At 71.8% G+C, this 20,605-nt stretch carries 15 protein-coding genes; 11 read left to right on the forward strand and 4 right to left on the reverse strand.

Going from position 1 to position 20,605, the window contains the following annotated elements; translation table 11 throughout:
* Positions 1–19: 19 nt before the first annotated feature.
* The 4 genes from F9C41_RS02120 to F9C41_RS02135 are packed head-to-tail and all read left to right on the forward strand — an operon-like array spanning position 20 to position 7,162.
* Positions 20–4,132, forward strand: coding sequence for an nSTAND1 domain-containing NTPase (locus F9C41_RS02120; protein WP_155384855.1), 4,113 nt, complete (start codon positions 20–22; stop codon positions 4,130–4,132).
* A 2-nt stretch (positions 4,133–4,134) separates the two neighbouring features.
* Positions 4,135–4,491 carry a CU044_2847 family protein gene (locus F9C41_RS02125; protein WP_155384856.1) on the forward strand — a complete coding sequence of 119 codons (357 nt, stop codon included), beginning with the start codon at positions 4,135–4,137 and terminating at the stop codon, positions 4,489–4,491.
* A gap of 11 nt (positions 4,492–4,502) precedes the next feature.
* Entirely contained in the window at positions 4,503–5,279 is a 777-nt protein-coding gene (locus tag F9C41_RS02130; RefSeq protein ID WP_155384857.1) for an ABC transporter ATP-binding protein, read from the forward strand.
* Entirely contained in the window at positions 5,264–7,162 is a 1,899-nt protein-coding gene (locus tag F9C41_RS02135; protein ID WP_155384858.1) for a hypothetical protein, read from the forward strand. The genes F9C41_RS02130 and F9C41_RS02135 overlap by 16 nt, the downstream gene beginning before the upstream one ends.
* Before the next feature lie 49 nt (positions 7,163–7,211).
* Here the strand turns inward: F9C41_RS02135 and F9C41_RS41045 are convergent, their stop codons facing one another.
* Both F9C41_RS41045 and F9C41_RS41050 read right to left on the reverse strand, forming a co-directional pair.
* On the reverse strand, positions 7,212–7,436 hold the full coding sequence (locus tag F9C41_RS41045) for a hypothetical protein (protein WP_230689221.1): 225 nt from the start codon (positions 7,434–7,436) through the stop codon (positions 7,212–7,214).
* Between the two features lie 20 nt (positions 7,437–7,456).
* Positions 7,457–7,693, reverse strand: a complete 237-nt coding sequence (locus F9C41_RS41050) for a lipase family protein (RefSeq protein ID WP_230689222.1) — start codon at positions 7,691–7,693, stop codon at positions 7,457–7,459.
* Positions 7,694–7,945: 252 nt separating this feature from the next.
* On the opposite strand from F9C41_RS41050, the gene F9C41_RS02145 reads away from it, so the two are divergent.
* The 3 genes from F9C41_RS02145 (at position 7,946) to F9C41_RS02155 (ending at position 11,852) form a co-directional block, all read left to right on the forward strand.
* The gene (locus F9C41_RS02145; protein WP_196279589.1) at positions 7,946–9,865 is read left to right on the forward strand and encodes a family 43 glycosylhydrolase; all 1,920 of its coding nucleotides are present in this window, start codon (positions 7,946–7,948) and stop codon (positions 9,863–9,865) included.
* A 152-nt stretch (positions 9,866–10,017) separates the two neighbouring features.
* Positions 10,018–11,007, forward strand: coding sequence for an ATP-binding cassette domain-containing protein (locus F9C41_RS02150; protein ID WP_155384859.1), 990 nt, complete (start codon positions 10,018–10,020; stop codon positions 11,005–11,007).
* Entirely contained in the window at positions 11,004–11,852 is an 849-nt protein-coding gene (locus tag F9C41_RS02155) for an ABC transporter permease (protein WP_155384860.1), read from the forward strand. The genes F9C41_RS02150 and F9C41_RS02155 overlap by 4 nt, the downstream gene beginning before the upstream one ends.
* 60 nt (positions 11,853–11,912) lie before the next feature.
* On the opposite strand, the gene F9C41_RS02160 is transcribed toward F9C41_RS02155, so the two are convergent.
* Positions 11,913–15,104 carry an ATP-binding protein gene (locus tag F9C41_RS02160; protein ID WP_155384861.1) on the reverse strand — a complete coding sequence of 1,064 codons (3,192 nt, stop codon included), beginning with the start codon at positions 15,102–15,104 and terminating at the stop codon, positions 11,913–11,915.
* Positions 15,105–15,309: 205 nt separating this feature from the next.
* Here F9C41_RS02160 and F9C41_RS02165 point away from each other — a divergent pair, with 205 nt between their 5' ends.
* Positions 15,310–16,356: a hypothetical protein gene (locus F9C41_RS02165; RefSeq protein ID WP_155384862.1), complete on the forward strand. Its 1,047-nt coding sequence runs from the start codon at positions 15,310–15,312 to the stop codon at positions 16,354–16,356.
* Positions 16,357–16,438: 82 nt separating this feature from the next.
* On the opposite strand, the gene F9C41_RS02170 is transcribed toward F9C41_RS02165, so the two are convergent.
* Complete coding sequence (locus F9C41_RS02170; protein WP_155384863.1) at positions 16,439–16,879, reverse strand: VOC family protein; 441 nt, start codon at positions 16,877–16,879, stop codon at positions 16,439–16,441.
* Positions 16,880–17,115: 236 nt separating this feature from the next.
* On the opposite strand from F9C41_RS02170, the gene F9C41_RS02175 reads away from it, so the two are divergent.
* From F9C41_RS02175 to F9C41_RS02185, 3 genes are all read left to right on the forward strand, one after another.
* Positions 17,116–18,912: a bifunctional metallophosphatase/5'-nucleotidase gene (locus tag F9C41_RS02175; RefSeq protein ID WP_155384864.1), complete on the forward strand. Its 1,797-nt coding sequence runs from the start codon at positions 17,116–17,118 to the stop codon at positions 18,910–18,912.
* Positions 18,913–19,078: 166 nt separating this feature from the next.
* The gene (locus tag F9C41_RS02180; RefSeq protein WP_155384865.1) at positions 19,079–19,588 is read left to right on the forward strand and encodes a mycothiol transferase; all 510 of its coding nucleotides are present in this window, start codon (positions 19,079–19,081) and stop codon (positions 19,586–19,588) included.
* A gap of 158 nt (positions 19,589–19,746) precedes the next feature.
* On the forward strand, positions 19,747–20,598 hold the full coding sequence (locus F9C41_RS02185) for an alpha/beta fold hydrolase (protein WP_155384866.1): 852 nt from the start codon (positions 19,747–19,749) through the stop codon (positions 20,596–20,598).
* Positions 20,599–20,605: the final 7 nt, after the last annotated feature.

The raw sequence follows: 20,605 nt of genomic DNA on the forward strand, positions 1-20,605 counted from the left end.
GGAGGGGACGTGAGCGGGAATGTCCGCCGAGGAACGGCTGCACGCGAGCATGGTCTCGATCGACGTCCCGAACGGCCATCCGGTCGGGGCGGGCTTCGTGGCCGCGCCCGACCTGGTCTGCACCGCCGCACACGTGATCACGAAGCTGCTGGCCCGCAGGTCCGCGGAGCCCGGCGTGGGCACACAGATCGAGGTCCGATTCCGGGCCACCGGCACCACCGGCACTGCCGTCGTCGAGGTGTGGCAGCCCGCGCGGGAGACCGACATCGCTGTGCTGCGGCTGCAGGCGCCAGTGCCCGAGGGGGTGCGGCCGGTCCGCCTCGTGGACGAGCCCGACGCCTGGGGGCACCGGTGCCGGATGTTCGGCTTCCCGGAGCACCACCCGGACGGTGTGTGGGCCGTGGGCACGATGCACGGCCGACAGGGTTCGGGCTGGCTGCAGATCGACGACGATCGTAACGCCGGCTTCTGGGCCACGCAGGGCTTCAGCGGCGGACCCGTCTGGGACGACGACCGCCAAGCCGTGACCGGCATGATCGTCGCGACGGAGGCCCTGGCCGGGCGGCGGACCGCGTACGCCCAGCCCGCGGCCGCGCTGCTCGGCGCGCTGCCGGAACTGGCCGGCTGGGCGGAACCACCGGGCCGCTGGGACGACAGCCCGTTCCGCGGCCTGGAGCCGTTCCGCGAGCAGGACGCCCCGCTCTACTTCGGACGCGCCACCGAGGCCGCCGAGCTGGCTGACACCGTGTGGCGGGAGCCGTTCACGGTGCTCAACGGCGCGTCCGGCACCGGCAAGTCGTCGCTGCTGTCGGCAGGCGTGCTGCCCCGCCTCCGGGCCCGGCCCGCGCTGATCGTCGGCCTGCGCGTCGCCGCCGGGGTCACCGCCGAAGGCGTGCTGACCCGCGCGCTGTCACAAGCCTTCGACCTGCCCGACGCCACGCCGGCCGAGATCGCCGCCGAGCTGCGCGCCGGGCGCGTCGGCGACCTCGTCGTCCGAGCACTCGACCAGGCCCACGCGCAGCGCCTCATCGTCATCGTCGACCAGCTGGAGGAGCTCGTCGGCCACGAGCCCGCCCAGGCGACCGAGCTGTTCACGCTGCTGCGGGCGCTGTGGGAGTCGACCCGGACCGTGCGGGTCATCGTCACGCTGCGCTCGGACTTCCTGGACCAGGCCGCGGCCCTGTCCGAACTCGGTCCGGCGTGGACGCACGCGATCACCTACCTGGCCCCGCTGACCGGCGACGGGCTGCGCGAGGCGGTCGAGGGGCCGCTCGCGGCATCGGGCCGCGCGGCCGAACCCCGGCTCGTGGACCGCATCCTCACCGACGCGGGCGCGACCGCGGGCGCGCTGCCGATGGTGGAGTTCCTGCTGGAGCGGCTGTGGCGGTCCGAGCCCGGCGACGTGCTCACCCACGAGACGTACGACGCGCTCGGCGGCGTCGGCGGCGTCATCGCCGGCTACGCCGAGGAGGTGCTGCGCGAACGCATCCCGCAGGCCGAGCTGCCCGCGGTGCGCTCGCTGATGCTGCGGCTGGTGCAGCCGACCGCCGCCGGGACCGCGCTGCGCCGCCCGGTGCGCGCCCAGGACCTGACCCCGCCGATGCTGGCCGTCGCAGGGGAGCTCGCCGCCGCCCGGCTCATCGTCACGTCCCAGGACCGCGACACCGGCACGGTCACCTACGAGCTGACCCACGACGCGCTGACCCGCCGCTGGCAGCGGCTGGAGGACTGGCTCAAGGAGTCGGCCGAGTTCTGGCAGTGGTACGAGAGCCTGCGCATCAGCCGCGAGCAGCAGGAGCCGCTGCGCGGCGCGCGGCTGGAGGCGGCCCGGAACTGGCTGCGTACCAACGGCGAGGACCTCACCGAGGCCGACCGGGACTTCATCCAGGCCAGCCAGCAGCGCAGCCGCCGGTTCACCTGGGCTTGGCGGTCTGCCGCCGGGGCGCTGGTGGTGCTGCTGCTGGCGACCGGCGGGTTCGCGATCCAGTTGCACCGGAGCAGCCAGGACCTCAGAGAGCAGCTGCGTGACGCGACCGCCCGTGACCTATCGGTGCGGGCACCGCGGTTCCTGCCGACGGACCTGAACAAGGCTGCCCTAACCGCGCTGTCCGCGTACCACAGCAGGCCGCTGCCGGAGTCCACTGGCGCTCTCTTCCAGGTGTACGCGCAGATGAATCAGATCTCACGGATCCTGCCGGACACCGAAAGCGTGACCGGTATGGCCGTCACCACCGATCCGCCCGCGCTGCTGACCGCCGGCCCCGATCTACGCAGGTGGCGGCTCGACGGTACCGGCCGCCCCGTCGCCGAGCGGCTCGGAGAGGACGTCCGGGACGTGATCACCGACAGGTCGGGCAGCTCGATCGCCTTCCGGGACAAGCTGGGCGTGACGGTCATCGCAGCCAACGGCAATCGGCAGCAGTTCCCGGAGGTCGGCTACCACTTTCTCAGGCTGGCGCGATTCGATCCGACCGGTCAGTCGCTGCTGCTGCTGGCCACCAGGCATGAGACCGACCCGGTCGGGGCGCTGGTCTGGAACCTGCGCGACGGCACCCGGACCGAACTCCCGTTGGTCGACGTCGACGCCGCCTGGTTCGGGCCCGATGCGGACACCGTGCTGGTCCGGTCCTCGATGTCGGGCAACACGGCGGTGTGGGACGTCAAGAGTGCCAAAGTCGCCACGCAGATCACGGACAACGTGGTGGGGGTCAGCCCAGACGGCAAAAGACTGGTGAGCTGCCCCAAGTACTCCACCAGCGGAAAGATGCGGCTGTTCGAGTTACCTGCCGTGCGGCAGGTGCGCGAGTTCATCACCCCCTGCGAAGGCGCCTTCGCCAACCAGCTCGGTTTCGATCCCGCAGGCGAGCTGCTGCTGGGCATGCCGATGGGCACCCAAGCCGCCGAGCAGCCATTGCAGCTCGTCTCCACGGAGAACGGTAATGCGGCGGTGCTGGCTGTGCCGCGGCTTGGCGCGGAGGGCTTCCACCAGCGGGTGGTACCGGTCGCCGTGCCGCACGAGGGCGGCTGGCTGGTGGCCCATGCCGCGGACGGCGGCGTCGTGCTCGCCGACGTTGCGCGCGGCAGTCTCACCGAGCTCGGCGCTCACCTCTCCGGCACCGATACGCAGCGGGTGTTCCCGATCGGCCCGCTCGCGGTGGCCAGGGACGCCACCCCGCAGCGGCTGTGGGAGCTGCCGTCGGGCCGCCGGATCGACAGCGAATTGCCGGCCACGGAACACGTGCTGATCGCCGACGACCGATACCTGTTCACCGCGGACGCCGATTACACCAAGTTGTCGCTGCGCGACCTGCATGAACCGGCGCTAGTACGCCACGAGCTGGACACGTCGCCCAGCCCGAAAGCCGACGGTGGTCCCCGACTGGGCTGGGCCTGCGTTATCCGTACCGACACCAGGCTGGTCCACTTCAACGGCAGCGTAATCCGCCGCTGGGAGTATCCGAGCCTGCGGCCCCTGGACCCGGTCGACCTGAGTGGGGAGGAGGGCGTCGACATCCAGGCCAGTACGGGCACCTGTGGTTACGACTCGCAACGGCAACTGCTGGCGTTGAACACGGGCGGGCGCATCGTGACGCTGTGGAGCGCCGACACCGGCAAGCGGGCGAAGATTTTCCAGATCGATGGGGTACAGAGCGTCATGCAATTGGCCTTCGACGAGCGCAGCGACCGGCTGGCCGTGGTCGGCGAGCAGGGTCAGGTCCGCATCGCTGATCTGGGCCGGATGGAGCTGGTCGCGACGCTGACGCCGCCGGTCAATCCCGTGATCGACGGCTGCTGCCGGGTACAGAACTTCCGCGACGGCACGGTCTACCTGCAAAGTGGCGAGCAGCTAGCGGTGTGGGAGGTGAGGGAGCCGGCTGTCCGGCACACACTGGTGCTGCCCAAGTCCAACGAGTTCCGAGAGACCCGGCCGAGCACCAGCAGCATCGACGAGGCTGGGACGATCTTGACCGTCAGTGGCCTCGATTTCGGTGTGCGGCAGTTCTCCCTCGACCCGTCGGAGTGGCGGCGGCAGTTGTGCGACGTGCTCGGCCGTGGGTTGACCGATACCGAACGGGCGGCGTCCACGATCCGCCCCGACGACGAAGACATCTGTCCCGGCTGGAGAGGCTGAGCATGCAACCGCTGATCGAAGTGACCCTGGAGGACGGCACCCGGCTGCTGGTCGAGCCGAGCGACGGCGAGCGCGACGAGCTGGTCGAGGCCGGGGTGGGCGACCACATCACCACCGCGCGGGACAGCTTCCAGACCATGATGAGCCGGCTGCGCCCGGTCATCCAGACGGTGACCGACCAGGTCAGCTCGCTGCCACGGCGGCCGGACAAGTTCACCGTCGAGATCGGCATCAAGATCACAGCCGAGTCCGGTGTGGTCATCGCCAAGGCCGCCAGCGAAGGCCACCTCACCCTCACCATGGAGTGGTCCGGCCCGGAACGCGGCCCGGTCCCGGGTCAGCGCCAGCCGGGGGAGTGACGGTGGAGGCGATGCGGCCGCGTGACGCGGAACCGGTGGCGGCGCTGCGGCTGACCGCCCTGCACAAGGCGTTCGGCGACACCGTCGCCGTCGACCACGTCGACCTGGCCGTGCCCCAGGGGTCGTTCTTCGGCCTGGTCGGGCCCAACGGCGCGGGCAAGACGACGGCGCTGTCGATGGCGGTCGGCCTGCTGCGACCCGACGGCGGCAGGTCGCAGGTCCTCGGCGTCGACGTCTGGGCGGACCCGGACCGGGCGAAGGCGCTCATGGGAGTCCTGCCCGACGGGCTCGCCATGCCCGAACGCCTCACCGGCCGGGAGCTGCTGACGTTCCTCGGCCAGCTGCGCGGCATCCCCGACGACGTGCTGACTGAGCGGGTCCAGGAGCTGCTCGACGTCATGGAGCTCAACGACGCCGAACGCACCCTCGTGGTCGACTACTCCACCGGCATGCGCAAGAAGATCGGCCTGGCCACCGCGCTGCTGCACGGTCCCCGGCTGCTGGTGCTGGACGAGCCGTTCGAGGCGGTCGACCCGGTCTCGGCGGCCGCGCTCAAGTCGATCCTGGTCCGGTTCGTCGCCGCGGGCGGGTCGGTGATCCTGTCCAGCCACGTCATGGCACTGGTCGAGCAGCTGTGCGACACCGTCGCGGTGATGGCCAAGGGCAGGGTCGTGGCCGCCGGCCCGCTCGACGCCGTACGCGGCGACGGCACGCTGGAGGAGGCGTTCGTCCGGCTGGTCGGCGTCGACGTCGGCGATCGGGAGGGCCTGTCGTGGCTGGCGTCCTGAGCGCGCTGCCGACCGAGGCCCGCATCCTGATCCGGATGAAGGTGGCGATCCTGCGCCACTCCATGACCGGCGGCAAGGCCGCGCTGATGGTCGTCGGCGGCGTGCTCGGGCTCGGGCTCGCGGCCGGCACGATCTGGCTCAGCCTGGTGCGGACCGCCCACCCAACCGTGGCCGCCGACCTGCTCGCCGCCGTCTACCTGATGTGGACGCTGGGCTGGGTGGTCGGACCGGCCTGGGGCGGCTCGACGCCGCTGCGCGCCGATCACTTCGGCCTGCTGTCCGTGCCGCGCCGGCGGCTCGCCGTCGGGCTGCTCGGCGCGGCCTTCGTCGGCGTCACCGCCGCGGTGACCCTGCTGGCGTTCCTGAGCCTGCTCGTGTACGCCGCCCGGCTCGGCCCGGCGTCGGCGCTCGTCTCGGTCCCGGCGGTCGTGCTGCAGCTCGTGTTCGTGGTGTTGCTGTCCCGAGTCGCGGCGGTCGCGTTCGGGGTGGTGGCCAAGTCGCGGACGGGTGCGGCGTTCACCGGCGTGCTCGTGGCCGGGATGATGGTGCTCGCCCAGTCCGGCTGGATGGTCGTCGTCGCGATCCAGGTCTCCGGCGTGCTCACCACCGGCTTCGGGCCGGGCTTCGCCGGCACGGTGCGAGCCGTGCCGTCCGGCTGGGGCCTGGTCGCCGTCGAGTCGGCCGCTCAGGGGCGGTGGTGGTGGGCGCTGGGCGCGTTGGCCGGGCTGGCCCTGCTGATCGTGCTGCTGCTGCTCGCCTGGAGCCGCAGCCTCGGCACGCCGCGCCGGGCCCGGGTGACCATCCGCGGCTCGCGCGCGCTCGCCGCGGCCGGGCGTGGCCTGTTCGCCGGGCGCACCGGGACCGTGCTGCGCAAGGAACTTCGCACCTGGTGGCGTGACCCGCTGCGGACGCAGACGGTGTTCGTGCCGCTCGCCTGGGCGCTCGGCACGACCCTGCTGCCGCTGACCTTCGGGGAGAAGCTGCTGCTGCCGTGGGCCGCACCGGCACTGGCGGTGATGGCGGGCGCGTCCGCGGTCAACCTGTACGGGCAGGACGGCACCGCGCTGTGGCTGACCCTGCTCACCGGCAGCGAGCGGGCCGACGTGCGCGGCCGCCAGCTGGCGTACCTGCTGGTCTTCGGGCCGGTCACGGTCGCGGTCGCGGTGGTGTGCACGGCGTGGAGCGGGCTGGCCTGGGCGTGGCCCTGGGTGCTCGCCCTGGTCCCGGCGCTGCTCGGTGGCGGGGCAGGGCTGGCCGCGCTGCTGTCCGTGGTCGCGCTCGCGCCGGGTCCCGACGCCCACAAGCGCCCCGACAACCCCCTCGAACACGGGGACACGACCGGCCAGGCCAACGCCATGTTCTGGGGCGTGCTGCCGGCGGCCGTCCCGGCGGCGAGCGTGCTCGCCCTCGGCTCGGTGTACGACAACGCTCTCCTGCTGTGGGCAGGTGTTCCCGTCGGCGTGGCCACCGGTGCACTGCTGGCGTGGGGGCTCGGCCGCGTTGCGATCGGACGGCTGCGGGCGCGCGGGCCGGAGCTGCTCCTCCTGATGCGCACCGGCCGCAGCAGCAAGCCGGTGGTCCGGATCGAGGTGCCCAAGCAGGCCGTCCGGACCTCGCTGATCGGCTGGACGCTGGGCTCGATCGCGCTGTTCCCGCAGGGTCTCGTGCCGCTGGTCTTCCTGCTGGTCGGCGTGGACGTGAAGTCCTGGTTCCTGGCGATGTACCTGCCCGGCCCGTTCCAGTTGCCTGTCGCGGCCGCGATGGTCATGATCGGCAGCTGGCTGTACTACGTCGCCATCAGGGCGGGCCTTCCGAAGAAGCGCCCGGCTGCGTCCGAGGACCCCTCCGGCGAGGACGCGTCCCGGGAACTTGAGTCGGTCTGAGCACGGCGGCGCTCCCCGCCCGGGCGGTGGGGAGCGACGGATCATCCGGTCAGGCCGCGATGAAGCCGCGGATCTGGGTCAGCACGCTGGTGTTGGTGAGGAACCCGAGGTGGGTCTCGCACGCCACGTTGGTGTTGGTCGCGCCGTCCAGCCGGGTGCTGGTGTACGGGATGATGATGCCGTCGCAGGCCGAGTACCAGGTGCGGTACTTGCCGGTGCCGGGCGTCTCGTCGCGGTCGGCGAGGTCGAGCAGGAACAGCGAGCCCGGGTACATCTCGATGCACGAGACGTTGATCAGGCAGGCGCCGGGGAGCCGGCCCAGTTGTAGTCGTAGGTGTAGAGGCGGGTGAAGCCGCCGGCCCGGAAGACCGAAAGAGCGGTCGTCCAGTTCGACGAGTTGCGGATGAAACCGTGCACGAAGATCACCGGCGTGCTGGTCGCCGCGTGCGCAGGCGAGGACGGGGCGACCACGAGCGCCGCGGCGGCGACCAGGGCCGCGCCGACGGCGATGAGGCGTTGGCGGATACGCATGGGGGAGCCCTTCGTCGGGACGAAACGCGTGGTGCCAACGAGGATCGGAGCGCCGCCCCGCCGTCTGCATCGGGTAATCGCCGGTTCGCCTGCGGCGCAACAGGTACGGACGCCGCATCGCCGCATCGCGATGTGTCGACGTATATTGATGCCGGTGGTACGGCGGCCACTCCTCGTTCCCGTGTGTTCGGTTTCGTTGATTTGAGATTGAACGTGAACGAAACCGGCCCGATCCGCTGAATTGGAGAGCCGATGGGCAACCGTCCCCGCCGCATCGCCGCCACCACCCTGCTCGCCGTCCTCGCAGGCATGGTCCTCGGCGCGCCCGCAGCCCCGGCCGCGCCGCCCGACTACACCACCAGCGAGGCGGGCAACCCGTTCGCCGACGGCTGGTACGCCGATCCCGACACCGTCGTCTACGGCGACCGCTACTGGGTGTTCCCGACCACCTCGAAGAGCTACGCCGAGCAGACCTACCTCGACGCCTTCTCGTCCACCGACCTCGTCAACTGGACCAAGCACGCCAACGTGCTGACCAAGGCGAACGTCTCCTGGGCGTCGTACGCGATGTGGGCGCCCGCGCCGATCCAGCGCAACGGGAAGTACTACCTCTACTTCGCGGCCAACGACATCCAGAACAACGCCAGTCTCGGCGGCATCGGCGTGGCAGTGGCGACCCAGCCCCAGGGCCCGTACATCGACGCGCTGGGACGCCCGCTGATCGCCCAGTTCCAGAACGGGGCGCAGCCCATCGACCAGGACGTCTTCATCGACGACGACGGCCAGGCCTACCTGTACTACGGCGGCTGGGGCCACGCCAACGTGGTCAAGCTCAACGCCGACATGATCAGCCTCGGCACGCACACCGACGGCACGGTCTACAAGGAGATCACGCCCGCGGGCTACGTCGAAGGCCCGCAGATGTTCAAGCGCAACGGCAGGTACTACCTGATGTGGTCGGAAGGCGGCTGGACCGGCCCCGACTACTCCGTCGCGTACGCCATCGCGAACTCGCCGCTCGGCCCGTTCACCCGGCTCGGCAAGGTGCTCGCCCAGGACGCGGCCGTGGCGCGGGGCTCTGGGCACAACTCCGTGGTCAACATTCCCGGCACCGACACCTGGTACATCGTCTACCACCGCCGCCCGCTCAGCGAGACGGACGGCAACCACCGGCAGCTCGCGTACGACCGGATGGTCTTCAACGCCGACGGCACGATCGCCCCGGTGACGATGCGGGTGCGCGACAACTTCGCCGACAACAACGCGCTGGGCTGGCGCACCTACGGCGGCACCTGGTCCGCCACGGGCGGCCGCTACACGGCGGCGAACTCGCTGGGGGGCAAGGCGCTGCTGGACACCAACTTCGGCGACTTCACCTACGACGCCGACGTGGCCGTGACCTCGGGCGGTGGTGACGCCGGGCTCGTCTTCCGGGTCACCAACGCGGGCACGGGCGCCGACAGCTACACCGGCTACTACGCGGGCATCAGTCCCGCGGGCCGCGTCGTGCTCGGCCGGGTCAACAACAACTGGACCCAGTTGCAGGCCACACCCATGACCGTCGCCGTCGGCACGACCTACCGGCTGCGGGTGACCGCGCTCGGCTCCTCGCTCAAGGTGTACGTCGACGACCTGGCCACCCCGAAGATCAACGTCACGGACGCGACCTACCCGACGGGCGCGACCGGGCTGCGGGTGTTCAACGCCGCGGCGGCGTTCGACAACGTCGCCGTCAGCCCGCCCGTCGGTGTGGGGACCAACCTGGCGCTGGGCCGCCCCGCCACCGGCACCACCGCGTGCCAGGCTGCCGAGGGTCCGGAGAAGGCCGTGAACGGCACCGTGAACGGCGGCAACACCGACAAGTTCTGCTCCGCCGTGTCCGGGGCCTGGCTCCGCGTCGACCTCGGCGCGACCCGGGCGATCAACCGGTTCGAGGTGGCCCACGCCCAGGCGGGCGGCGAGTCGGCGACCCTGAACACCAGGGCCTTCACCATCTCGGTGTCCGCCGACGGCGTCACCTGGACCCAGGCCGTCAACGTCACCGCCAACACCGCGGCCACCAGCACCCACCCGGTCGGCGTCACCGGCCGCTACGTCCGCCTCAACATCGGCACCCCCGCGCAGAACGCCGACATCGCCACCCGCATCTACGAACTGCGCGTGTTCGGCTGACCCGTTTCCACCCGCCGCACGTCCTCGGTTGACCGGGTGGCGGCGCGCACGCCCCGCCAGATCTGATCTGGCGGGGCGTCTGGCGCCATCAGGGTGGCGGGGTCGGTGCACCGTGCGATCCGGCCGCTGACGTGGTGGACGAGAGGAATCTGATGGCGGTGAACCGAACCGGCCTGGCGGTGGAGACATCCGGGCTGGTCAAGACATTCGGCAAGACCCGGGCGGTGGACGGGCTCGACCTGGCGGTCCCGGCCGGCACGGTGTACGGCCTGCTCGGGCCCAACGGGGCGGGCAAGACCACGGCGGTGCGCATGCTCGCCACGCTGCTGCGACCCGACGGGGGAGAGGCCCGGGTGTTCGGGCACGACCTGCGCACCGAGGCCGACGCGGTGCGCACCCGGGTCAGCCTGACCGGCCAGTACGCGTCCGTCGACGAGGACCTGACCGGCACCGAGAACCTGATCCTGCTGAGCAGGCTGCTCGGCTACCGCAAACCGGCCGCCCGCGAGCGCGCCGCGCAGCTGCTGGCCGCGTTCGGGTTGACCGACGCGGCCGACCGGCAGGTGAAGAAGTACTCCGGCGGCATGCGGCGGCGCATCGACATCGCCGCCAGCATCCTGAACACCCCGGACCTGCTGTTCCTGGACGAGCCGACGACGGGTCTGGACCCGCGCAGCCGCAACCAGGTGTGGGAGATCATCCGGGCGGTGGTGGCGCAGGGCACCACCGTGCTGCTGACCACGCAGTACCTGGACGAAGCCGACCAGCTCGCGGGCCGGATCGCGGTCATCGACGAGGGCAAGGTCATCGCCGAGGGCACCCCGGGGCAGCTCAAGTCCTCGATCGGGGCCGGCACGGTGCACCTGCGGCTGCGCGACGCCGCCCAGCGGCCCGAGGCGGAGCGGATCCTGGCGAAGGTGCTCGACACGACGGTGCATCAGGAGGCCGACCCGGTGGCGCTGACCGCGCGGGTGGGCGGCTCGGGCGCGGCCGTGGACGCCGCTGCGGCGGGCTCGCGGGCCCTGGCCGAACTGGCCGGCGCGGGCATCGTCGTCGACGAGTTCTCCCTCGGCCAGCCCAGCCTCGACGAGGTGTTCCTGGCCCTGACCGACAAGGCCGCGCGCAACGAGGAGAACGCATGAGCACCACCACCATTGCTCCTGAAGGCACCGCCTACACGCCGTCGGCCGAGACGATCGCCGCGGTGCTCGCGCCCGGTGAGAAGCCGAGACGGCCCGGCCCGCTGTCGGCGTCGCTGACCTTCGGCTGGCGCGCGATGCTGAAGATCAAGCACGTGCCCGAGCAGCTGTTCGACGTCACGATGTTCCCGATCATCATGACGCTGATGTTCACGTACCTGTTCGGCGGCGCACTGGCCGGTTCGCCGCGCGAATACCTGCAGTACCTGCTGCCCGGCATCATGGTCACCAGCGTCGTCATGATCACGATGTACACCGGGGTCGGCCTCAACACCGACATCGAGAAGGGCGTCTTCGACCGCTTCCGCACCCTGGCGGTGTGGCGGCCGGCGGCGCTGGTCGGCATGATCCTCGGCGACGTGCTGCGCTACGTGCTGGCCGCGACCGTGATCATGGGCGTGGGCATGGTGCTGGGCTTCCGGCCCGGCGGCGGGGTGCTGGGCGTACTGGCCGGCATCGGCCTGCTGGTGGTGTTCTCGTTCGCGTTCTCCTGGATCTGGACCTGGCTGGGCCTCATCCTGCGCAGCGAGAAGTCGGTGATGGGCGTCAGCATGCTGGTGCTCTTCCCGCTGACCTTCCTCAGCAACGTGTTCGTGCAGCCCACCACGATGCCCGGCTGGCTGCAGGCGTTCGTCGACGTCAACCCGATCACCCACCTGGTGGCCGCGGTGCGCTCGGTGATGGCCGGCGCGCCCGATGCCGGGGCGATCACCTGGGTGCTGGTGGCGAGCGCGGTGTGCACCGCCGTGTTCGGCGCGCTGACCATGCACCGGTACAACCGCAAGTGACGGCCCGCCGCGCCGGCGGCGTTCAGCACCACAGGTGACGGTCATCCGCCCTGGCGGCTCTCACAGCCGCCAGGGCGGCGCCGTGTCCGGGTGGTAGCCGCAGGCGTTGCCGGTCGACACGCTCGCCCGCAGGTGCGCGGCCAGTTCCGGATGCAGGTCGTCGAGCCGCCGCAGCGTGTCGCGGATGCGGGCGGTGACCGCCTTGCGGGCGCGCTCGCCGTCGTCGCCGAGCCTGCGCATGCGGCCACCCAGCCCTGCGGCCGCCCGCAGCTGCGCGAGCAGCGCCTCGCGTTCGGACTCCAGCACCGCCCGCCGGGCCGCGTCATCGCGCCGCGCGGCGTCGTCGAGTTCGTCGTCGAGCTGGGCAAGCCGTTGCCGGTAGTGGGCTTTCGCGGTCTCGTCCAGCACCGGGTCGGCGCCCATCCGGCGGGCCGCGACGGCCGTCACACCACCGGGCGGGTCCGCCAGCTCCACCGCTGAGATGTCGGTGCCGGGGTGGCTGAGCAGCTCGTGCAGGTCGCGTAGGCCCTTGGCGTCGGGAAGGTGCACGGTGCGGCCCGCGTACCGCAGCCGCCAGGTGGCGTCCTCTCGCCGGAATTCGCAGCCGGTGTCGGCAGGCCGGAGGTCCGTGCCGCCCCGGCCGTCGGTCGCCGCGCTAGCTGCGCCCTCGGATGGTCCCGCGACGGTCGCGGTCAGGTGTGCCATGCCCAGCTCGGCCGCTTCGCGGGACACCTGGTCCCGGAGCACGGCAGCGATCTGCGCGTCGCCTGGCGCGTCCCGGCCGGTCAGGGCCCGGGCCAGCTGCGCACGGGCCCGCACCGCCCAGGGCCGGGCCCGCATCCGGTCGGCCGACTCGGCGGCGGCCGTGTATCCGGCGACGGCGTCGTCCCAGCGCCGCGTCGCCGCGTCGACCTCGGCCAGCCAGAAGTCCAGCGGGCCGCTGACGTCGCAGCCCCACAGCGACAGCGCCCACTCGCCGCGATACGGCGTCAGCGCCTCCCGCGCCTTGGCGCACCGGTCCGGATCAGCGGTGGCGGCCGCCAGCTGCGCCCGCAGGCGCAGCCACAACCGGGTGACCGAGGTCGGGTACGGGTCGTGCTCGCTGCGCGCCTCGGCCGCCGCGACCAGCCGTAGCGCCTCAGCCGTGTCCCCCTGCTCCACTGCCGTGATCGCCTGGACCAGCGCCAGGTACGGGTGATCCCGCGCCGCCAGCTGCGCCAGCAGCCGCCCCGCCTCGTCGAAGCGACCGCGCTGCATCGCCAGCGCCCAGTCCAGGTGGTACTGCATGAACGCGAAGTCGGCGTGGCCGTGGCCCTCGATGCCCCGCAGCTGCGTCAGCAGTGCCTCGGCCTCGTCGAACCGGCCCGTCGTGGTGGCGATGATCGCCTGGTCGACCAGCAGGGAGATCCGCAGGCGCAGACTGCCGTCGCGCTCGGCCGCCGCCACGAACGCCCGCACCTGCTCCAGGTAGCCCGGGTCGCCCAGCTCCAGCAGCGCCACCCAGCGGAACGACGCGGCCAGCGCCTCGGTGCCGGTGTCGGCCGAGCGGCGGCTCACCTCCTCCATCTCGGCGGTCAGTGCTTCTCGCTCGCGCGCGCCGCCCGGCCCCCAGCTGATGTCGTGCCGCGCCCAGAGGCTGAACATCAGCGCCTCGTCGTCGCGCCCGGTGCGGGCCAGCACCTCGGTGCGCATGACCAGGCTCTGCGCCAGCTGGGCCGGTGTCGCGGCCTCGGCGCCGTCGCCGACCAGGATCCGGTAGGCGTCGCGCAGCAGTCCTTGCCGCAGTTCGGTGTGCGGGTCGCCGTCGCGGCCGTGCCGGTGGACGATCAGCGCCACCCAGGCCAGCAGTTCGCCGTCGCCGGTCGTGCGGGCCAGCCTGGCGGCCTCCTCGAAGAGCCGCCAACCCTCCGCCGTGTCGCCGAGGTGGTACACGCCCCGGCCCAGGTCGATCAGCACCCGCACCCGCCGGACGGGCTCGCGCACCAGCTCCAGCGCGCGCCGGTAGTGGGCGATCGCCTCGTCGGTGGCCAGCCGGTCGCCGGCGTCCGTGGCCGCCACCAGCAGCCGCGCCACCGCGACCTCCGGCTCCAGCAGCGGACCGGCCAGGTATGCGTGACGGGCCAGATCCGCGGGCAGCACCTGCCCCGCCACCTCGGGCGACGCCTCGGCCGCCCGCACCACGGCCGCGTGCAGCTCCTGGCGGGCCGGTTCGGTGAGCCCGTCGTGCAGTGCCTCACGGACCAGGTCGTGGGTGAAGCCGTACCGCCCCGCGCCGAGCGCGGCGACCAGCCGGGCCTCCTCGGCCTGCGCCAGCAGCCGGTCCATCTCGGCGGAAGGTGTCGCGGCGGTCGCCGCGAGCACCTGCTGCGGGAACTCCCGGCCGAGCACGGCCGCGGCGGCCAGCAGCGCGGTGACGTCGCCAGGGAGCAGGGCCAGCCGCCGGTCCAGCGCGTCACGCACCCCCGGCGCGACCGCCATCACGCCGCCGCCGGCGTGCCACAGCCGCGCCGTCTGCTCCACGAAGAAGGGGTTGCCGCCGGTGCGCCGATGCACTTCGGCGGCCAGCGCAGGATCCGGCGCGGCCCCCGCGGTGCGGGCGATCAGCTCGGCGACCTCGTCGCGGCCCAGGCCGGTGAGCGTGACCGTGGTCGCCTTGACCGACAGTGGCAGCATCGACTCCCGCAACGGGTGCCCGGGCGACTCCACCTCGACGTCGCGGTACGCACCGAGCAGCAGCACTCGCTCCGACCAGGTGTGCTGCGCCGCGAACCGGAGCAGCCGCAGCGATGCGGCGTCGGCCCAGTGCAGGTCGTCCAGGCTGACCACGAGCGGGCGGCGCTGCGACAGCGTGACGAACGCGGTGGTGACCGCGTCGAACAGCGGGAACTCCCCGTCCAGCGACGGCAGGATGCCCTCGTCGGGGCCGCCTTCGCCGAGTAGCACCGACAGGCCCGGCCCGGCGGCCTGCCGTGCCGCCGCCCAGCCGTCCTCGCCGACGCCGCGGCGGGTCGCCCGCAGCACCTGCGTCCACGGCCAGAACCCGGGCGCGCTGTCGCCCTCCCAGCAAGTCCCGGCGACCACCAGCGCTCCGGCCGCGCGGGCCTGCGCCATCGCCGCGGTGAGCAGCGTCGTCTTGCCGATGCCTGCCTCCCCGGCGACCAGCACCAGCCCGCCGTGCCCGGCCATCGCGCGGGTGACCTCGTCGCGCAGCACCGCCGACGGGTGGGCACGCCCGATCAACCCCGCGGTCATGCAGCCTCCCGCGTGGTCGTCGCCGTGCCCTGAATGCCCATCGGGCCACCAGGTTATCCGGCACCCCGGACATCGTCGCCATGATGCAGCCGGGTCACCGGTGACTTTCGTCCCGGTCACGCGCCTGTAGCACCGATGTAGGGCGAATGTAGGCAATACCGCCATCGTGAGCCGGTCGGCTGTCCACAGGCGGGAAGGAAGCCCCATGCTGGTTCGTCATCGCAGGTTCGCACAGGTCACAGGGATGGCGGCGGTGCTGCTCGCCGCCGGGCTGGCGACCCCTGCCGCGTCGTCGGCCGCACCGATTCCCGCTTCGCCCGCCGCGGCGGCACCCGTCGCGGACCGGGTGCTGCGGGTTTACAACAACAACATAGAGAACCTGGTGACCAACAACGCCGACGGCTCGTGCACCCGGATCTCCGGCCCGGATCACCTGACCTCGATGCTGGTCGACGATGCCGGGCGGACCGGCACCAGCGGCGTGGTCGCGCCCGACGTCCTGATCGTGCAGCAGGTGCGCGGCACCGGGCAGGCCTCCGCCTACGCCGACCAGCTGTCGGCGAAGTTCGGCTACCCGGCGGGCACGTACCGGGCGATCGTGGTCTGGGACGACCCGGAGCCGTGGGGCAGCACCCACCGGTGCGACGACCAGTCCCTGGGCGACCTGAAGAAGAAGCAGACCAACGGGATCGTCTACAACACGCAGCGGCTGAGCCTGGCCGCAGGCGACGTGTCGGCGTACTGGAGCGCGGGCTGGCTCAAGCCGGGCACGGCTTACGACAACGGTGCGGGATGCACCCTCTACAAGCCGCCGAACAACGACGACGGCAGCACCAACGAGTGGAAGTGGAAGCGCACCAGCGCCATCGCTGCCCGCTTCACCATCAAGGCGACCGGCACCAGCGTGTTCGTGGCGACCATGCACCTGCCGCAGGAGAACCGGCAGAACGCCTGCGCGGGCGCCGGGGACAAGGGCATCGGCGGCACCGGCATCCACCTCGGGGCCGACGCCACCACCCTGCTGAACGCCTCCACGATCCGGATCGTCGGCATCGACGCCAACCGCACCGGCATCCCGGCGAGCACGCTCAGCGGCCACGGGATGACCGGCTACGGCACGAAGGCGACCAACGGCTCCAGCAAGATCGACTACCTGTTCATCCGAGGCACGGTGCAGTCCTCGCCGATCGGCCACACCGTTGGCGGCACCAAGTCCAACCACCTCGCCCTGTACGGCTTCATCGCCTTCTGACGCCGAGTGAGTGCAAGGAAGGGCACCTTCACATCGCTATGCGTTGTAGAAGGTGCCCTTCCCAACGGTCGAAGCCGCAGGCTCAGCCCGCCATGCTGCCGAAGTCGGGCAGGATCAGCGAGCCGTCGGGAGCCAGCGTGAAGCCCGGATTGTGCGCGATCTCCCAAACGTGGCCGTCGGGGTCGGCAAGGAAGCCGGCGTAGCCGCCGTAGAAGGTCTCCCTGGCGTCCTTGGTCACCGTGGCCCCGGCCCTGGCCGCGACGGCCATGATCTCGTCCACCTCGGCGCGGCTGCGTACGTTGTGGGCCAGGCACACGCCGCCGAACCCGTCCCCGCCCGGGTCTGGGACACCGGCGTCGGCGGCGACCTTGTCCCGCCCCCAGAGCACCACCGCGATGCCGCCGGTCTGGAAGAAGACGGTCTGCTCGATCTCCTGGCCCTGCCAGCCCAGCCCCTCGTAGAAGGCCTTGGCCCGAGCCAGATCGGCGACCCCGAGTGTGACGATGCTGATGCGCTGTTCCACCGCAGCACGGTAACGCCGCGGGCGCCCTGCCGCGCGCCAAGGTCACTCGACTTGCCGGGCACATGTGCGAAAGCGGGTTCAAGATACGCACACCTGCCAGGCAATTCCGGCGATCATGGGGCTCGGCAGGCACCGGGCCAGCGGTCTTGGTCGATCGGGTGGCATGGGTTCACCTGTTTGGTTAGGGTGCGGGGCGGCGCCCCACCGGGCGCGACCCCCATGGAAAGGCGCGAGACATGACCTCCCCCTCCGGTATGCCGTCGCGGCGGCAGCTGCTCACCGGCGCAGCCGCGGCCGTCGTCGCGGGACCGCTGGTCGCCGCCGTTCCGGCCCAGGCGGCCGGGCACGGGCAGCCGAAGACCTACGACCTGACGGTCCTCGGCACCTCGGACACCCACGGCAACGTCTTCAACTGGGACTACTACCGGGACAAGGAGTACGACGACAGCGCGCACAACGACGTCGGCGTCGCGAAGGTGGCCACCCTGGTCAACCAGATCCGCGCCGAGCGCAAGGGCAAGGCCACGCTGGTCCTCGACGCCGGCGACACGATCCAGGGCACGCCGCTGGCGACGTTCTACGCCAAGCAGGAGCCGATCACGTCGACGGGCGAGCGGCACCCGATGGCCCGCGCGATGAACGTCATCGACTACGACGCCATCACGCTGGGCAACCACGAGTTCAACTACGGCCTGCCGCTGCTGGACCTGTGGATCCGCCAGCTCGGCTTCCCGGCGCTGGCCGCGAACGCGGTCAAGGCGCGCTCGGGCAAGCCGGCGTTCACCCCATACGTGATCAAGAAGGTCTCGCTGGGTCACGGCGCGCCGTCGCTGCGGGTGGGCATCCTGGGCCTGACCAACCCCGGTGTCGCGATCTGGGACAAGGCGAACGTCGAGGGCAAGCTCCGCTTCGAGGACATGATCGCGACCGCGGCGAAGTACGTGCCGATCATGCGCGACCACGGCGCCGACATCGTGCTGATCTCGGCGCACGGCGGCGACAACGGCGTGTCGAGCTACGGCGACCTGCTGCCCAACGAGAACCCGACCGCGCTGATCGCGCAGCAGGTGCCCGGCATCGACGCGATCCTGTTCGGCCACGCGCACAACGAGGTCGTGGAGAAGTTCGTCGCCAACTCCACCACCGGCGAGCTGGTGCTGCTGACCGAGCCGTCCAAGTGGGGCCAGCGGGTGACCCGGATGGACTTCACGCTCAGCCGCGAGCGCGGCCGCTGGAAGGTCACCGCCAAGCACGCCACCATGCTGAACACGAACACCGTCGTCGAGGACCCGAAGGTCGTCGCCGCGGTGAAGGCGCAGCACGACAAGACCGTGGCCTACATCAACCAGGTGGTCGCCACCTCGGTGGTGGAGCTGTCCGCGGAGCAGTCCCGCTATGTCGACACCCCCATCCTCGACTTCATCAACAAGGTGCAGACCGACACGGTCGCCACGGCCATGGTCGGCACCCCGCAGGCCGGCCTGCCCGTGCTGTCGATCGCCGCGCCGTTCAGCCGCACCGCGCTGTTCCCGGCCGGCGACGTGAAGATCAAGGACCTGGCCGGGTTGTACATCTACGACAACACCCTCGAGGCCGTGGTGCTCACCGGCGCCGAGGTCCGGGCCTACCTGGAGTACTCGGCCAAGTACTTCCGCACGCTCGCCCCGGGTGCGCCGGTCGACCCGGCCGCGATCAGCGACCCGGCCGTGCCGGACTACAACTACGACACGTTCTCCGGCGTCGACTACGAGATCGACATCAGCAAGCCGGTGGGCCAGCGCATCACGGTCCTCAATCACGCCGGCACGACGACCCCGGTCGCCGACACCGACCAGTTCGTGGTGGCGGTGAACAACTACCGGCGCAGCGGCGGCGGCGGCTTCCCCGGCATCGTCAAGACCCAGGTCTACAACGAGCAGCAGGAGATCCGCCAGCTGCTCATCGACTGGGCGCAGGCCAAGGGCTCCATCGACCCGGCCGACTTCTTCCAGCAGAACTGGCGCCTGGTCCGCGAGGGCGTCCCGGTCTTCTGAGCCGGGCCGCGTCCCGCACGACGGCTGGTCCGCGGGCGGTGTGCCGGTCTCACCGCCGGCACACCGCCCACGGCCCGCTTCGCGCCGCCGGTGCTCCGCGCCCGCGGACGGCGCGTCGAGATCCGCAGCCCGGGAAAGCGGCGGCGGGGGACGGCATACTCGACGGGTGACCGACTCCCCGCCCAGCCCGACCGCGCCGATCGGCTCCCGCAACGAGGTCTTCACCGCCTACCTCGACTACTACCGGGCCACCGTCATCACCACCGTCGAGCGGATGTCCGAGACCGATCAGCGCCGCAGTCGGCTCGCCTCCGGTTGGACGCCGGTGGAGCTGCTCAAACATCTGCGGTTCGTCGAGCTGCGGTGGATCGTGTGGGGCTTCGAGGGCCGCGACGTCGGCTACCCGTGGGGCGACGCGCGCGACGGCCGCTGGCATGTGGACCCGTCCGAGTCGCTGACCGAACTGGTCGCGGTGCTGCTGGCGCAAGGCGAGCACACCCGCGAAGTCGTCCTCGCCGCGGACCTGTCGGCGGTCGGCCACCCCGGCGAGCGCTGGGAGGGGGCCGAGCCGCCCACCCTGGAGCGCGTCCTGTTCCACCTGCTGCAGGAGTACGCCCGCCATGCCGGGCACCTGGACATCGTGGCCGAGCTGGCAGCGGCCGACGGCCCCGCATGATCGTCTGGTAACGTCACCGCTCACGCGACCGACCGAGGAGGTGAGACCCATCAACGCGACATCAGGCTGGGTGCTCCCCCTCCTCAAGGCAGTGCGGTCCATCTGACGTAGGTGGCCGTCGGGGCGCCCGTGAGGCATCCCCGAAAGGCAGACCACCTATGACGACCTACTTCGGCTCCGACGGAGCCACGCTGCACTACGACGAGCTGAACCACGCAGGCGCCGACCGGCCACCGGTCGTGGCGCTCGCCGGTGGCGCGGCCATGCACCCGCGATACCTGGGCGACCTGGCCGGACTCGGCGACGCCCAGCGGCTGATCGTGCCCCACCTGCGCGGTGTGGGGCATTCCCCGTTGCCGGCGGCGGTGGAGACGGCCTCGTTCTGGCGGCAGGCCGAGGACGTCGAGCAGTTGCGCGTCCATCTCGGCCTCGACCGTGTGCTGCTGCTGGGCCATTCGGCAGGCACCCGGTTGGCGATCAGCTACGCGGCGCGGTTCCCCGACCGGCTCGCCGGCCTGGTGCTGGTCACTCCGCCCGCCGGCTATCTGGTCGACGAGCCGTCCGACACCCCGGCGCTGATCGACGCGCGGCGCGGCGACCCGGTCTTCGACGCTGCCGTCGCCGCCTGGGCCACCGGACCCGGCAGCCACGACGACGCCGGGTTCAACGCCTGGTACCGGCTGGTGGCCCCGCTCGGCTACGCCGCCTGGGGCGAGCGGGAGCAGGCCCACGCGGCGACCGCGCTGTACAGCTTCGCGGCGAACCGGGCCTATTTCAGCGTCGAGCCGCCCGCGGACCTCGCGCAGCGCCTGGCCGGGGTCACCGCGCCCGTGCTGGTCGTCGCGGGGGCGCAGGACTGCAGCGCCGGGCTGGCCCCGGTCCGCGCGCTGTCCGGGCTCTTCCCGGCGGGCGAACTCGCCGTGATCGAGCGCTGCGGGCACCACCCCTGGCTGGAGCAACCGGCTGCGTTCCGTGCCGCCGTCGACGGCTTCCTCCGGCCGCTCGTCTGACGGTGTG

Source organism: Catellatospora paridis (assembly GCF_009720365.1).
Taxonomy (GTDB): Bacteria; Actinomycetota; Actinomycetes; order Mycobacteriales; family Micromonosporaceae; genus Catellatospora; species Catellatospora paridis.

Excerpts from the sequence above, each read along its gene's own strand:
- F9C41_RS02120 (WP_155384855.1), top strand. The coding sequence starts at position 20 with ATGTCCGCCGAGGAACGGCTGCACGCGAGCATGGTCTCGATCGACGTC.
- F9C41_RS02125 (WP_155384856.1), top strand. The coding sequence starts at position 4,135 with ATGCAACCGCTGATCGAAGTGACCCTGGAGGACGGCACCCGGCTGCTG.
- F9C41_RS02130 (WP_155384857.1), top strand. The coding sequence starts at position 4,503 with ATGCGGCCGCGTGACGCGGAACCGGTGGCGGCGCTGCGGCTGACCGCC.
- F9C41_RS41045 (WP_230689221.1), bottom strand. The coding sequence starts at position 7,436 with ATGTACCCGGGCTCGCTGTTCCTGCTCGACCTCGCCGACCGCGACGAG.
- F9C41_RS41050 (WP_230689222.1), bottom strand. The coding sequence starts at position 7,693 with ATGCGTATCCGCCAACGCCTCATCGCCGTCGGCGCGGCCCTGGTCGCC.
- F9C41_RS02145 (WP_196279589.1), top strand. The coding sequence starts at position 7,946 with ATGGGCAACCGTCCCCGCCGCATCGCCGCCACCACCCTGCTCGCCGTC.
- F9C41_RS02150 (WP_155384859.1), top strand. The coding sequence starts at position 10,018 with ATGGCGGTGAACCGAACCGGCCTGGCGGTGGAGACATCCGGGCTGGTC.
- F9C41_RS02155 (WP_155384860.1), top strand. The coding sequence starts at position 11,004 with ATGAGCACCACCACCATTGCTCCTGAAGGCACCGCCTACACGCCGTCG.
- F9C41_RS02160 (WP_155384861.1), bottom strand. The coding sequence starts at position 15,104 with ATGACCGCGGGGTTGATCGGGCGTGCCCACCCGTCGGCGGTGCTGCGC.
- F9C41_RS02165 (WP_155384862.1), top strand. The coding sequence starts at position 15,310 with ATGCTGGTTCGTCATCGCAGGTTCGCACAGGTCACAGGGATGGCGGCG.
- F9C41_RS02175 (WP_155384864.1), top strand. The coding sequence starts at position 17,116 with ATGACCTCCCCCTCCGGTATGCCGTCGCGGCGGCAGCTGCTCACCGGC.
- F9C41_RS02185 (WP_155384866.1), top strand. The coding sequence starts at position 19,747 with ATGACGACCTACTTCGGCTCCGACGGAGCCACGCTGCACTACGACGAG.